General features: G+C 64.6%; 12 protein-coding genes. 9 read left to right on the top strand and 3 right to left on the bottom strand.

What is annotated here, in order from left to right; translation table 11 throughout:
* Window positions 1-125: 125 nt before the first annotated feature.
* The 3 genes from ACVOLI_RS18525 to ACVOLI_RS18515 are packed head-to-tail and all read right to left on the bottom strand — an operon-like array spanning window position 126 to window position 3236.
* Window positions 126-1178, bottom strand: coding sequence for an ABC transporter substrate-binding protein (locus ACVOLI_RS18525; protein WP_296247128.1), 1053 nt, complete (start codon window positions 1176-1178; stop codon window positions 126-128).
* A complete protein-coding gene (locus tag ACVOLI_RS18520) occupies window positions 1175-2575 on the bottom strand; it encodes a sensor histidine kinase (RefSeq protein WP_296247129.1) in 1401 nt (466 codons plus the stop codon). The genes ACVOLI_RS18525 and ACVOLI_RS18520 overlap by 4 nt, the downstream gene beginning before the upstream one ends.
* Entirely contained in the window at window positions 2547-3236 is a 690-nt protein-coding gene (locus ACVOLI_RS18515) for a response regulator transcription factor (protein WP_296247130.1), read from the bottom strand. The genes ACVOLI_RS18520 and ACVOLI_RS18515 overlap by 29 nt, the downstream gene beginning before the upstream one ends.
* Before the next feature lie 186 nt (window positions 3237-3422).
* Here ACVOLI_RS18515 and ACVOLI_RS18510 point away from each other — a divergent pair, with 186 nt between their 5' ends.
* The 9 genes from ACVOLI_RS18510 to ACVOLI_RS18470 all read left to right on the top strand — a co-directional run bounded on the left by ACVOLI_RS18510 (window position 3423) and on the right by ACVOLI_RS18470 (window position 13735).
* On the top strand, window positions 3423-4598 hold the full coding sequence (locus ACVOLI_RS18510; RefSeq protein ID WP_481615506.1) for an OprO/OprP family phosphate-selective porin: 1176 nt from the start codon (window positions 3423-3425) through the stop codon (window positions 4596-4598).
* A gap of 42 nt (window positions 4599-4640) precedes the next feature.
* Window positions 4641-5969 (top strand): CitMHS family transporter, encoded by a 1329-nt coding sequence (locus ACVOLI_RS18505; RefSeq protein WP_481509892.1) that lies wholly within the window; start codon window positions 4641-4643, stop codon window positions 5967-5969.
* Window positions 5970-6000: 31 nt separating this feature from the next.
* Window positions 6001-6741, top strand: coding sequence for an acetoacetyl-CoA reductase (gene phbB, locus ACVOLI_RS18500; protein ID WP_481615505.1), 741 nt, complete (start codon window positions 6001-6003; stop codon window positions 6739-6741).
* Window positions 6742-6973: 232 nt separating this feature from the next.
* A complete protein-coding gene (locus ACVOLI_RS18495; protein ID WP_481615504.1) occupies window positions 6974-9250 on the top strand; it encodes a TonB-dependent receptor in 2277 nt (758 codons plus the stop codon).
* A gap of 266 nt (window positions 9251-9516) precedes the next feature.
* Window positions 9517-10077: a nucleoside deaminase gene (locus ACVOLI_RS18490; RefSeq protein WP_282271686.1), complete on the top strand. Its 561-nt coding sequence runs from the start codon at window positions 9517-9519 to the stop codon at window positions 10075-10077.
* A gap of 179 nt (window positions 10078-10256) precedes the next feature.
* The gene (rlmM, locus tag ACVOLI_RS18485; protein ID WP_481615503.1) at window positions 10257-11312 is read left to right on the top strand and encodes a 23S rRNA (cytidine(2498)-2'-O)-methyltransferase RlmM; all 1056 of its coding nucleotides are present in this window, start codon (window positions 10257-10259) and stop codon (window positions 11310-11312) included.
* Window positions 11313-11455: 143 nt separating this feature from the next.
* Window positions 11456-12457, top strand: a complete 1002-nt coding sequence (locus ACVOLI_RS18480) for an SMP-30/gluconolactonase/LRE family protein (RefSeq protein ID WP_481615502.1) — start codon at window positions 11456-11458, stop codon at window positions 12455-12457.
* 63 nt (window positions 12458-12520) lie between these two features.
* Window positions 12521-13243, top strand: a complete 723-nt coding sequence (locus ACVOLI_RS18475; protein WP_282273369.1) for a hypothetical protein — start codon at window positions 12521-12523, stop codon at window positions 13241-13243.
* A 78-nt stretch (window positions 13244-13321) separates the two neighbouring features.
* The gene (locus ACVOLI_RS18470; protein WP_481615501.1) at window positions 13322-13735 is read left to right on the top strand and encodes an EF-hand domain-containing protein; all 414 of its coding nucleotides are present in this window, start codon (window positions 13322-13324) and stop codon (window positions 13733-13735) included.
* The last annotated feature ends 100 nt before the right edge of the window (window positions 13736-13835 follow it).

The raw sequence follows: 13835 nt of genomic DNA, 5'->3' as shown, positions 1-13835 counted from the left end.
CCCGCGACAAGGGGATCCAGTTGTCTTCCAGATGATCGGTCACCGATCCCGGGTGCGCTGCGCTTACCCGGGCTACGGTGCTGCGCCAACCAGCGAACACCCCATCCCGCCACGCTGAGTCACACTCAGCGCGGCTTGGGCTCGACGCTGCTGCGCCAGGCATCGAGGAACTGGCGCCGCTTGAGCGCATCCAGATACACCAGCAGCCCCGGCCCAAGCTGGATCGGCCGCCGGTTCTGGCCGGGATCGCTGTCACCGCCACCGTTGCGGATGATCGGCATCAGCCGCGCCTCGCGCGACAGCACCTGCTGGCCGCGCGCCGACAACAGGTAGTCGAGGAAGCGCTTGGCTTCAGCAGGGTGCGGGCTGTTGCGCGGAATCACCGCCGTGCGCAGCACCACCAGCGTGTAGTCCTCGGGTTCGACAATGCCCAAGGGCGCACCGGCATCGATACGCGCCTGCGCGTAGGAACCCAACACGTTGTAAACCAGCGACAGTTTGCCGCTGCTGACCTGGTCCAACAGCACGCCGGTACGCTCCTCACGCACCACGCCGTTGTCACCCAATGCGCCCAGCAAGGCGCCGGCGATGCTGCCGCGCTGCGCGTCCTGGGTCGCCAGCAGATAACCGACACTGCTGCGTTCGATATCGTAGGTGCCGACCTTGCCACGCAGCGGTGTGCCTTCGGCACGTAGCAGGTCCAGCAGCTGGCGGCGCGTGTGCGGCACGTTTGCCGCGGGCAATGCACGCGTGTTGTAGACCATCGCCACCGGTTCGTAGCTGATGCCGAAGGCTTCATTGCGCCACTTCGCCCAGGAAGGCACGGCTTCGGTCTGCGGTGACCGATGCGGCAATGCGTGGCCATCGTTGACCAGCTTGGTCTGCAGATCCATGCCGCTGGAAATCAGCAGATCGGGCGTGCTCGCGGTGTTGCGGTCGCGCAGGAAACGCGCGTACAGGTCCTGGGTGATGATGTCTTCATAAACAACTTCGGTGCCCGGGTGCAGGCGCTGGTAGTCGGCGATCACCACCGCGAACACTTCGATATCGGTGGTGCCGTGGATGCGCAGCTGTTCGGTCGCAACGCCCTGCGCAGGAAAACGCTGAACATCGCCCGGTGCGGCGATCAGAGATGGCGCCAGCAGCACGCCCAGCAACAGGATCAACAAGCGGCTCATGCGGCATGCCTTGGCAGATGGATGGTGGCGACAAGACCGCCTTCGGGCCGGTTGCTCAGGTCGATGTTGCCACCATGGCTTTCAACCACGCGCTTGACGATGGCCAGCCCGAGGCCTGCACCACCGGCAGGCGCGTTCTCACCGCGCCCGAAGCGCTCGAACACGCGTTCGGCATCGGCGGCGCTGATCCCGGGACCATGGTCGGCGATGGTCAATACCGCCTGCGTGTCCTGCACGGTCAGCGCGATCTGCAGCGGGCCATCGCCGCCGTATTTCATCGCGTTGTCGATCAGGTTCTTGATCGCCTCGCGCAACAGCAAGGCATCGCCGTTGACCTGCACCGCGCCGGTGGTGATCGCCAGCTGCACGCGTGGTGCCGGGCCTGCCTGCGGCAAGGCTTCATGCAAGGCCTGATGCACGGTTTCAACAAGATCCAGCGGCGCGAAGCGCTGCAGGTTGGAGCGGTGGATCACGCTGGCATCGCTGAGCAGCTGGTTGAGCAGGCGGCTCATATGGGTGGCATTGCGCTCGATCGCACGCAGGCTGCGCTGCATGTCCTCGGGCTCTTCTTCGTCCAAGGCCAGCTGCGCCTGCGCACGCAATGCGGCCAGCGGCGTGCGCATCTGGTGCGCGGCCTCGGCCATGAACGCACGCAGGGTTTCGTTGCTGCTGGACAGGCGTTCCATGAAACGGTTCAAGGCAGCGACCATCTGGTTCATCTCGCGCGGCACATGCGAGTCCAGCGGCTTCAGGTCGGAGGGCTCACGCCGTGACAGCTCACGCTCCAGGCGCACCAGTGGACGGAACGCGCGATGCACGCCGAAGGCCACCAGCGCCAGCAACAAGGCCGACAGCACGCCGATGGCGATCAGCGCGCGGTTGACCATTTCCTGCGCCAGCTCGGCGCGTGCGCGACGGGTCTGACCAACCTGCACCTGCACTTCACCCTGCGCGGAGGCGGCGGCAAAGCTGCGTTTGACCACCACGAAGCGCACCGTCTCGCCGCTGTACTCGGCATCGAACAACTGCGGCTGGTTGCCACTCCTGCGCGGTGCCTGGGGAAGATCCTCGTAGCCGGTGATGGTGCGGCCACGGCTATCAGCCACGCGATAGAACACGCGGTCTTCTTCCGCCATCGACAGCAGGTCCAGGGCCGCATACGGCAGGTCCACCTGCCATTGACCATCAACCAATGCCACCGAATCGGCGATGGACAGCGCCGAGGACACCAGCAGATGGTCGTAGGAGCGGTTTGCGGCGCGTTGCCCGTAGTCGCGCGCGGCAAACAGCAAGGCCACCGCGAATACCGCCAGCAACGCGCCCAGGTACAGCATCAAGGTGCGCCGCAATGAACCGGACGTGCGGACCTCAGCCGTCGCCATCAGTACCGCCGTCATTGGCTTCCAACATGTAGCCCACGCCGCGCACGGTGGTGATGCGCACTGGTGCGGCCGCCAGTTTCTTGCGCAGCCGTCCGATATACAGCTCGATGGCATTGGGCCCGGCTTCGTCGTCGAAGCCGAACAGGCCCTTGGCGATCTCATCCTTGCCGACGACCTGTCCGAGTCGACCGACCAGGATCTCCAGCAGGCGGAATTCGCGGTTCGGCAGTTCGATCACCTCGCCATCCAGGCTGACCCGGTGCGCGGCATTGTCGAACTGGAAGCTGCCGATCTGCATCACCTCACTGGCCTGGCCACGACCACGGCGCAGCAACACCCGGCAGCGGGCCTCGAATTCGCGGAAGTCGAAGGGCTTGCCCAGATAGTCATCGGCGCCCACGTCCAGCGCCTGCACGCGATCCTCGATGCCATCGCGGGCAGTCAGCATCAGCACCGGGGTGCTGTCGCCGCGTTCACGCATGCCGGCCAGCACGCGCAGGCCATCGAGCTTGGGAAGACCAATATCCAGCACCACCAGATCAAAGCTCTGGTAGCGCAGCACGCTGGCTGCGCCCATGCCGTCGGCCTGCCAATCCACCGCGTGGCCGTTACGGCGCATGCGACGGATGATGGCATCGGCCAGGTCCGCATTGTCTTCAACCAGCAGCAGGCGCATCGCAGGGGAATGTGGCGGGAAGGCGCGAATGCTAACGCGGAAGCCGCGAAGACGCAGTCCCGGTGCACATTGCTGCGCCGCACAAACCCCTGACAGGCGGATGACAGCTAGTCCCCTCCAGACTGCGCCCACGCACCAGCAGGTGCCCATGTTTGCCGCGCGCCTGGCGCGCACCTGGGAGGGTTTGTGGAACTGAGTGTTTTCCAAAAGCGCAGCCTCGCTGCCGCTGTCCTGCTGAGCCTGTGCGCTCCAGCGCTGGCCGCAGAAGACGAAGGTCCGGTGACTGCCACCATCGGCGGCCGCCTGCATCTGGATTTCGCCAGCTTCGACAACGACCATCGCGGCACCCCGAACAAGGACGACACCGAGATCCGTCGCGCCTGGCTGGATGTATCCGGCAAGTTCTTCGTCGTCGACTACAAGCTGGAAGCTGACTTCTCCGGCGACCGCCCCGAGGCCAAGGACGTCTACGTCAGCCGCAGCTTCGGCGATGCCGGCCGCCTGACCGTCGGCCAGTTCAAGCAGTACTACTCGCTGGACGACCGCACCGGCTCCAACTACGGCAGCTTCCTGGAGCGCGGCAACGCCGGCACCAGCCTTGCTCCGTTGTACCGCCTTGGCGCGTCCTGGCAGGCCAACCCGGGCGACATGACCTGGGCGGCCAGCGTCTACAGCCTGGAAAGCATCGATGCCTGGCAGGTAAAGGGCCGCGCCGCCGGTGGTCGTGTCACCTGGGCACCGAGCCCGGCCGCTGGCGACGTGCTGCACCTGGGCTTGTCGCTGGCCCGCGAGGCCTATGACACCCCCGGTGTGAATGGCGTGCCCGCACTGCGCATCCGCCCGCGCCCGGCCGGCCATCTGTCCGATGAAAGCCGACTGACCCTGGTCGACTTCTCGGCCGGTCGCGATACCGACGTCAACAAGTGGTCGCTGGAATACGCGCAGGTGCGCGGCCCGCTGTCATGGCAGGGCGAATTCAGCGGCGCCACCTTCGACGATGGCGCGCAGCGCGGTGAAGTGATGGCGGCCTACGGCATGCTCAGCTGGTTCGTCACCGGCGAGTCGCGCAGCTATGACCGCAAGACCGGCCGCTTCGCCCGCATCAAGGACATCCGCCACAAGCCCGGCGCGTTCGAAGTCGCGCTGCGCTACGACCAGATGCGCGGCAACCAGCACCTTGATGGCCAGCCCGACCTGCGCAACGGCAGCACCGAAGCCTGGACGCTGGCCGGCAACTGGTACCTGCGCGACAACCTGCGTTTCATGCTCAACCTGATTGAAAGCCGCAACCGCAACCGCCTGACCGATACCACCGTGGACCACACCCGCGCGGTCACCGGCCGCCTGCAGTTCGATTTCTAAACGCCTCTTCCCCGTCCTGTCTCTACTAGGAGTCTGCAGATGATGCTGACCATCCTCGGCTTCGGCATGGTTCTGACGTTCATGTATCTCATCATGAGCAAACGACTGTCGCCGCTGGTCGCCCTGATTACCGTACCCATCGTGTTCGCCCTGATCGGCGGCTTCGGTGCCGGCCTTGATGAGATGATGCTCGACGGCATCAAGAAGATCGCGCCGACCGGCGTGATGCTGATGTTCGCCATCCTCTACTTCGGGGTGATGATCGATGCCGGCCTGTTCGATCCGCTGGTGCGCATCATCCTGCGCATCGTCAAGGGCGATCCGCTGAAGATCGTGATGGGCACCGCGGTGCTGGCGATGCTGATTTCGCTCGATGGCGACGGCTCCACCACCTACATGATCACCGTGTCGGCGATGCTGCCGCTGTACCGTCGCCTGGGCATGAACGCGCTGAGCATGACCTGCGTGACCATCCTCGCCGGTGGCGTGATGAACCTCACCCCATGGGGCGGCCCGACCGCACGTGCGGCCACTGCGCTGCATGTGGATCCGGCCGATGTGTTCGTGCCGCTGATTCCGGCGATGGTGCTGGCCTGCGCCGGCATCCTCGCACTGGCCTGGTACCTGGGCATGAAGGAACGCCGTCGTCTTGGCGTGGTCGCACTGCCGCACGGCGGCTCGTGGATGGACGCCAGTGTCTCCGATGACAGCGATGCACTGCCGACGGTGGAAGATGCCGAAGACACCAAGCGGCCGAAGCTGCTGTGGGTCAACTTCGCCCTGACCCTGGCGTTGATGGCCGCGCTGGTGATCGGCCTGCTGCCGATGCCGATCCTGTTCATGGTCGGCTTCGCGATTGCGCTGGTGATCAACTACCCGAACCTGGCCGAGCAGCGCCGCCGCGTGGTCAACCATGCCGGCAATGTGTTGTCGGTGGTGTCACTGATCTTCGCCGCAGGCATCTTCACCGGCATCCTGTCCAACACCGGCATGGTCGAGGCGATGTCGCGCGGCTTCCTGTCGGTGATTCCGGAAGCCTGGGGACCCTACCTGGCGGTGATCACCGCCGTGGCATCGATGCCCTTCACCTTCTTCATGTCCAACGACGCCTTCTATTTCGGCGTGCTGCCGATCCTGTCCGAAGCGGCGGGTCACTACGGCATCACCCCGGTGGAAATGGCACGCGCTTCGCTGGCCGGTCAGCCGGTGCATCTGCTCAGCCCCCTGGTGCCCTCGACCTATCTGCTGGTTGGCCTGGCCAAGGTGGATTTCGCCGACCACCAGAAGTTCACCCTGAAGTGGGCCGTGCTGATCTCGCTGATCCTGATGGCCGGCAGCCTGCTGTTCGCCCTGTATCCACTGGCCGCGTAAGCGGCACCTACATGACGCATTGGAGAGCACCATGACGCTACGTATCGCTTACGTCACCAGTGGCATGGGCAGTGTCGGCACTGCCATCTGCCAGACCCTGGCTCGCGCTGGCCACACCGTAGTGGCGGGCTGCGCGCCGGACTCACCGCGCAAGGCCAACTGGATCCGCGAGCAACGCGAACTCGGCTTTGATTTCATCGTGTCCGAAGGCAATGCCGCTGACTGGGATTCCACCACCGCTGCGTTCGCCAAGGTGCGTGCGGAAGTGGGCGAAGTGGATGTGCTGGTCAACAATTCCGGCGGCAGCCGCGACATGCTGTTCCGGCAAATGAGCACCGAAGACTGGAACGCGGTGATTGCCTCCAACCTCAACACCTTGTTCAACCTGAGCAAGCAGGTGGTTGATGGCATGACCAACCAGAACTGGGGCCGCATCATCAACATCGGCTCGGTCAGTGCACAGAAAGGCCAGATCGGCCAGGTCAACTACGCAACCGCCAAGGCCGCGATGCACGGTTTCAGTCGTGCGCTGGCCGCGGAAGTCGCAGCGCGCGGCGTCACCGTCAACACCATTTCGCCGGGCTATATCGCCAGCCAGGCGATCAGCAGCTTTCCGCCGGACGTACTGGACCGCTTGGCGGCTTCGGTGCCGATCCGCCGCCTCGGCAAGCCAGAGGAAGTGGCTGCGCTGTGCGCGTGGCTTGCCAGCGATGATGCAGCCTATGTGACCGGCGCTGACTATCCGGTCAACGGTGGCCTGTACATGGGTTGATCTTGCGACCATGGATGCGACAACGAACGCCGCGCATTGTCGCGGCGTTTTCTTTGCGCGGACCGTATCCACGTTCACCGCGAACATCGGCTGCAAGCAGCATCAAACGGGAATCACGTCACCAATACTGTGCAAAACAACGCAATTGGACGACACCGTAAACGAGCTTTAACAAAGCACCGACACCCTTCCGTTACCGGCGCGCGCCGGCCCTCCCACGGAACGGTAGACCATGATCTCCAAACGCCTCAGCCTCGCCATCACGCTTGCCCTGTGTACCAGCCACGCTTACGCCGCGGCAGATGCTGCCGACAGCGCCTCCGCGCAGACACTGGATACCATCTCGGTGATCGGCCAGGGCCAGACCCGCCAGGTGCAACGCATCGGCGAAGTCGACAAGCAGGTGTTGCCGCCGGGCAGCAGCGGCCAGAAGATTCTTGATCGCCTGCCCGGTGTCTCCGTGCAGTCGAACGACGCCTTCGGTGCCAACGAGGAATCGCAGACCATCAGCCTGCGCGGCTTCGACAAGACCCGCCTGGGCTATACGCTCGATGGCATCCCGCTCGGCGACAACAGCTATGGCAACTACAACGGCCTGAGCATTGCCCGCGCCATCATCGCCGAGAACCTCGGCGGCGCCGAGTTGTCGCAGGGCATCGGCTCGCTGGGCGTCGCTTCGACCAGCAACCTCGGCGGTGCCATCCAGTACTTTTCGCAGGACCCGTCCACCGTATTCGGCGGCCGCGCCAGCGTCACCGTCGGCGACGACAACCAGCGCCGCGGCTACCTGCGCGTGGATACCGGCGATCTGAATGGCTTCTCGGCCTATGTCTCCGGCGTGCACCAGGACGCCGACATGTGGGCCGCACCGCACCAGAACCAGACCACCCGCCAGTTCAACGCCAAGGCGGTGTGGAACGTGGGTGATCACCGTTTCGGCGCCTTCGTTGCCACCTCGCGGGCAAGCCAGGCCAACTACGCCTATCTGTCCAAGAGCATGCTGCAGCGTGGGCTGGGCTACGACTGGAACATCTACGCGCCGGATTGGGACCGCGCCGTCGCCGCTGCATACTGCGCGCCAGCGACCTTCGACGCCACGCGCTGCGCCTTCACTGGCGGCGTCAACAGCATCGACGATGCGTACTACCAGAGCCGCGCGTTGCGCGATGACAATCTGTATTCGCTAGATGCCAACCTGCATCTGGGCGACGAACTCAATCTCAAGCTGCTTGCCTACCACCATGACAATCGTGGCCAGGGCCATTGGTGGGCACCAGGCCAGCCCTCGTACCCGGGCACCGACCGCATGCTGCCGATCTCGATCCGCAGCACCAACTACACGATTGATCGCCAGGGCCTGACCGCTGCGCTGTCGTGGAACGTCGGCATCCATGAGCTGGAAGCCGGCCTGTGGTTCGAGCAGAACGACCACAACGTCGAGCGCAACTTCTACTACATCGACGGCCCGTTCCTCGACGACACCTACCTCAAGAACCCGGACCGCCGCCTGTTCGACCAGGACTTCGACATCCGCACGCGGCAGTTCTACGTGCAGGACCGCATGCGCTTCCTCGACCAGCGCCTGACCGTGGATATCGGCATCAAGAGCCCGAATACGCGCATGCGTGCAACCGCCAAACCCGGCACCGAGCAGAAACTCGCGTCGGGCACGCTGACCGCCAAGGAATCGCTGCTGCCGCAGCTGGGTGTCGGCTTCAAGCTCAATGCCAACAACGAGCTGTTCGCCTCCTATGCCGAGAACATCGCCGCCTTCGTCGGCGGCGGCAGCGGCGGCCCGCTGCAGGTTTCGCCGGAGTCGTTTGCCGCCAGCGCCGGCCTGGAACCGGAGAAGTCCAAGACCTTCGAGGCCGGTTTCCGCACCTTCGGCAGCAAGTACCAGGCCTCATTGGCCGCGTACCACGTGATGTTCGACAACCGCCTGCTCTCGCTCAACCCCTGCACCAGCATCGAAGTCGGCACGCGACCGGAGTGCATCACCCGCTTCATCAACGTCGGCTCGGTGAAGAGCCAGGGCGCGGAACTGACCTTCATCCTCAAGCCGACGCAGGGCCTGCAGTGGTACAACGCGCTGTCCTGGAACAAGACCACCTACGAGGACGATTACATCTCCGGCGGTGCGATCGTGCCGGTGGCCGGCAAGATCACCGTCGATACGCCACAGCGCATGGCCTCCAGCGAGCTGAGCTGGAACCGCGACGGCTGGTTCGCCAGCCTGCGCGGCAAGTACACCGGCAAGCGCTACTACACCTATACCAACGACCAGTCGGTACCGAGCGTGACCACCTTCGACGCCGGCGGCGGTTACAGCTTCGGCCCCGGCCTCGGCCTGCTGAACGTCAAGGTGTCCTTGAACGTCACCAACCTGACCAACAAGCGCTACGCCGGCCAGCTCAGCTCGTTCGCGCCGACCGACCCCACCGGCACCCGCTATTCCATCCACGCCAGCGCCCCGCGGCAGATCTTCATGACGGTGGGCGCGGAGTTCTAAGCCTTTGGCTCCCTCCCTTTGGCCGCAGGCCAAGGGGAGGGTTGGGGAGGGGTGCTTTTCGCGCCAACCGCGAACCCCGAAGCAAATAGCCAACCCCTCCCCAGCCCTCCCCTTCGCTGCGCGAAAGGGAGGGGGCTGAACCCGGCTCCGCTACAGATCCTTGCCTACCGGCCCCCACACCTGAACAACCCAGGCCAGCAAGCCCGCCCCAGCGCCCCAGTCCGCTAAACTGACCGCCGTTTTTTGCCACAACGCCGGTCATCATCATGCTGCACGCCCAGGTTCACCTCACCCTCCCCGTCTGGATCCACGACGCCGTCGACTGCGACCGCGCCTATACCAGCGATGCGGACAAGGTAGCGCTGGCGATCGAGCTGTCGCGGCTGAACGTTGAACACGCCAGTGGCGGCCCGTTTGGTGCGGTGGTATTCGGCCCCGACCACAAGGTGATCGCCGCCGCGGTGAACCGCGTGGTGCCGCACGCCACCTCGTTGGCACATGCCGAAAACATGGCCTATATGCTGGCCCAGCAGAAGCTCAACACCCCGCGCCTGAACGCGCTGCTGTCGCCGGTCACCCTGGCCACCTCCTCGCAGCCCTGCTGCCAGTGCTACGGCGCCACCGTCTGGGCCGGCATCGACCGCCTGCTGATCGGCGCCTGCGCCGCCGACGTGGAAGAACTCACCCCGTTCGATGAAGGCCCGCTGCCTGCAGATTGGGCCGGTGAGCTGAACAAGCGCGGCATCGAAGTCGTGCAAGGCATCAACCGCGACGACGCCCGCGCCGTGCTGCACAGCTACGGCAAGAATGACGGCGCACGCTACTGATCAAAAGCCCCTCTCCCTCCGGGAGAGGGGTTGGGGTGAGGGTCCGGCAGTTCTCATGCAGTCTGCTACCGAAGCATCACCTACCCTCATCCGCCCTGCGGGGCATCCCCGCCTTCGCGGGGACAGGCTCTTCTCTCGCAGGGAGAAGAAACCCCATCCGCAACAAACCAAGGATTTCCATGACCGGCCTGCTCTGCTACTGCCGCCAAGGCTTTGAACCGGAACTGGCCGGCGAATTGAACGACCGTGCAGGCCATGCCGGCATTGCCGGTTACGCCCGCACCCAACGCAACGATGGCTACGTCGTGTTCGTCACCGATGAGGCCGAAGCGCTGGACCAGCGTCTGCCCTGGCGCGAGCTGATCTTCGCCCGCCAGAAGCTGCGGATTCTCGCCGAGCTGCCACAGCTCGATGCCACGGACCGCATCACCCCGATCATTGCCGCGCTGGAAGGCCAGCAACGGTTTGGTGATCTGTGGGTCGAGCATCCCGATTCGGACGCCGGCAAACCGCTGGCTGGCCTGGCCCGCGCCTTCGGCAATGCGTTGCGCCCGGCGCTGCGCAAAGGCGGTCTGCTCACCGACAAGCCCAACGGCAAGCTGCCGCGCCTGCATGTGGTGTTCGTCGATGGTACGCATGCCTTTGTCTGCGTCTCCGATACCCGCGACAGCGCACCGTGGCTGTTGGGTATTCCGCGCTTGAAGCTGCTGCCGGATGCCCCCTCGCGTTCGGCCTTGAAGCTGGAAGAAGCGTTCATGACCCTGCTCACGCCGGAAGAACGCGAAGCATTGGTGGTGCCTGGCATGCGTTCGGCCGACCTCGGTGCAGCACCGGGCGGTTGGACATGGGTGCTGACCCGCCAGCACCTGCATGTGAGCAGCATCGACAACGGCCCGCTGCGCCAGCATGTACTGGATACCGGTCTGGTCGAACACCTGCGCGCCGATGGCTTCCATTGGCAACCGGAAACGCCGCTGGACTGGATGGTCTGCGACATGGTCGAACAGCCGCGCCGCGTGGCCGAGCGCATGGGCACCTGGCTGCGCGAAGGCTGGTGTAAGCACGCTATCTTCAACCTGAAGCTGCCGATGAAGAAGCGCTGGGATGAGACGCGCCTGTGCCTGGATCTGTTTGCCGAAAAGGCAGACAAGCCGCTGACGATCCGCGCCAAGCAGCTGTACCACGACCGCGAGGAAATCACGGTGTTCGTTACCCCAAGAGCCAAGGGCCTTTGATTGAAGCCCCTCTCCTGCGAAGCGGGAGAGGGGTTGGGGTGAGGGCAGCTTGCGCTTGCAGCTGGAGCGTCCCCTGTAGTGCCGAGCCATGCTCGGCATGGGTATTACCGGTAAAGCCTATGCCGAGCATGGCTCGGCACTACATGTCGTTGCCCGCGCAACCACATCCACGCTCCAGCCCACACCTCTGGCACACTCGCGCTTCCACCAACACGGAAGTCGCCGCCATCGCCCGCCAGATCACCCACGCCCGCATCGCCGCCTTCGCGCTCATCAGCCTGAGCAGCACTGCACTGGCCGCCGACACCTTCATCGCCCGCGACCACGTCGGCGATGGCACCTTCACCACCGGCATCGAAGGCCCGGCGACCGGCCCGGATGGCGCGTTGTATGTGGTCAACCTCGGCAAGGACGGCACCATCGGCCGCGTTGATGAAACCGGCAAGGCAACGCTGTTCCTCACCTTGCCCGAAGGCAGCATCGGCAACGGCATCCGCTTCGGCAGTGATGGCACGATGTATATCGCCGACTACCCGCGTCACAACATCCTGCGCGTGGCACCAGGCTCAACCAGCGTCAGCGTGTTCGCGCATCTTCCAAACGCGCACCAGCCCAACGACATCGCCCTCGCCGCGGATGGCACGCTTTACGCCAGCGATCCCAACTGGGCCAAGGCCGATGATGGTCAGCTATGGCGCATCGACCGCGATGGCAGTGTGCACCTGCTCGAAACCGGCATGGGCACCACCAATGGCATCGAGGTCAGCCCCGATGGCCAGCGCCTGTACGTCAACGAAAGCGTGCAGCGCAATGTCTGGGTCTACGACCGTGCCGCCGACGGCAGCATCAGCAACAAGCGCCTGCTGATCCGCTTCGATGACCACGGCATGGACGGCATGCGCTGCGACGCCGACGGCAATCTCTATATCGCCCGTTACGACGCCGGCGTGATTGCGGTGGTGGCGCCGGACGGCAAGCTGCTGCGGGAAGTGCCGCTCAAGGGCCGCAAGCCCAGCAATCTTACCTTCGGTGGCAGCGATGGCCGCCAGGTCTTCGTCACCCTGCAGGACCGGGGTGCGGTGGAAACCTTCCAGGCCGACCGCCCCGGCCGTGAATACGGCTTGAAAGCATCGGCCAAACCCTGAGGACGCCAGTCTCAGCTGCTGCAATCCATATCAGGCATGCTGTAGGCCATGGGAGGAACCGCAATGCACAGCATCGAACTGAAGGACCCGGCCGGCTTCGGCAATGAGTTTCTGCGACTGACCCTGATGCAGGGTTTCCAGTCGCTGACCAAGCGCGACCTTGAACTGCTGATTTTCGTATTGATCGAACGCGACGGCGCCATCAATCGCAGCGACTCCAATGCTGCCGTCGCCCTGCAGCTGCGGGTCACCCCCGCCAAGGTCAAAGGCCTGCGTCGCGATGGCTATGCACGCTGGCGGGCCCTGGTACCCGAAGAAGGCGACAGCGCCCTGCAGCGCATCGTCGCGGCGGTGCTGACCGAGGCCAACCTGCGCTCCGGGGCAAAGCACGTCAGCGAGCGCAGCCGCAAGGAAGGCTTCCTCGCCATCCGCATCGAGCACCCCGACGATGCCCAGCGCTTCGAGCAGGCCATCCTCGATGTCGGCGCGATCCCGGTCTACGAACGCAACCGCGAAGTGGTCGCAGTGCGCTTCGACACCCTGCTCAACATCGCCGAACGCTGGAACTACCTGCAGCCCGATCCGCAGGCCACGCTGGACGCCTTGAAGAAGCTGGCCCCGGCCTCGGAAGAAGTCGCCGACCTGCTGAAGAAGGATGTCACCCAGCTGCGCTGGGTCGATCTGCGGCGCGCGCTCAACAGCCTGGGCGCGAAGGCGATCAGTTCCACCGCCGAAGGTGGCTTGAAGGGCCTGCTGAAACTGGTCTTCCCCTTCATTCCGGGCTGAGCGGTTGGCCCGTTCAGCTGCAGCGCACTACCATCACCATTGCCGCCACCCGCGTGGCGGAACCTGCTTCCACCATTGATGAGTCGTGCCATGCCCGCGTTTCGTATTTCCCTGCCATTGGCGTTTGCCATCCTGCTGCCCATTGCCGCCAACGCCCAGACCGTGCCGCGCCCTGAGCCTGCGGTCAGCATGCCGTTGAACGATGCGCCGGTGCATGTGCGCGAGCAATCGCTGTCCACTGGCAAGGTCACCCATTCCACGCAGATCCTGATGCCTACCGATCAGGCCCAGGTCACGGTGCGTTCGATCCAGCCGGACAGCGTGATCGGCAATTACCGCATCGACTTCGACGCGATGGATGTGGATGGCGATGGTTTCATCAGCCGCGAGGAAGCGCAGGCCAATCCGGCCCTGGCTGACGAATTCAATGCCTTGGATACAGCGCGGCGCGGCAAGCTGTCGCGCGAACAGCTGGCCGGCTGGCTGCGCTAAGGCATCACCTGTAGTGCCGAGCCGTGCTCGGCATACGCTTCACCTGTAGTGCCGAGCCATGCTCAGCATGGGCGTTACCGGAAAGGCCCCTGCCGAGCAT

It is taken from the genome of Stenotrophomonas sp. STEN029 (assembly GCF_056760015.1).
The sequence above is the reverse complement of the archived record's forward strand: the minus strand, read 5'-3'. Positions and strand labels throughout refer to the sequence as shown.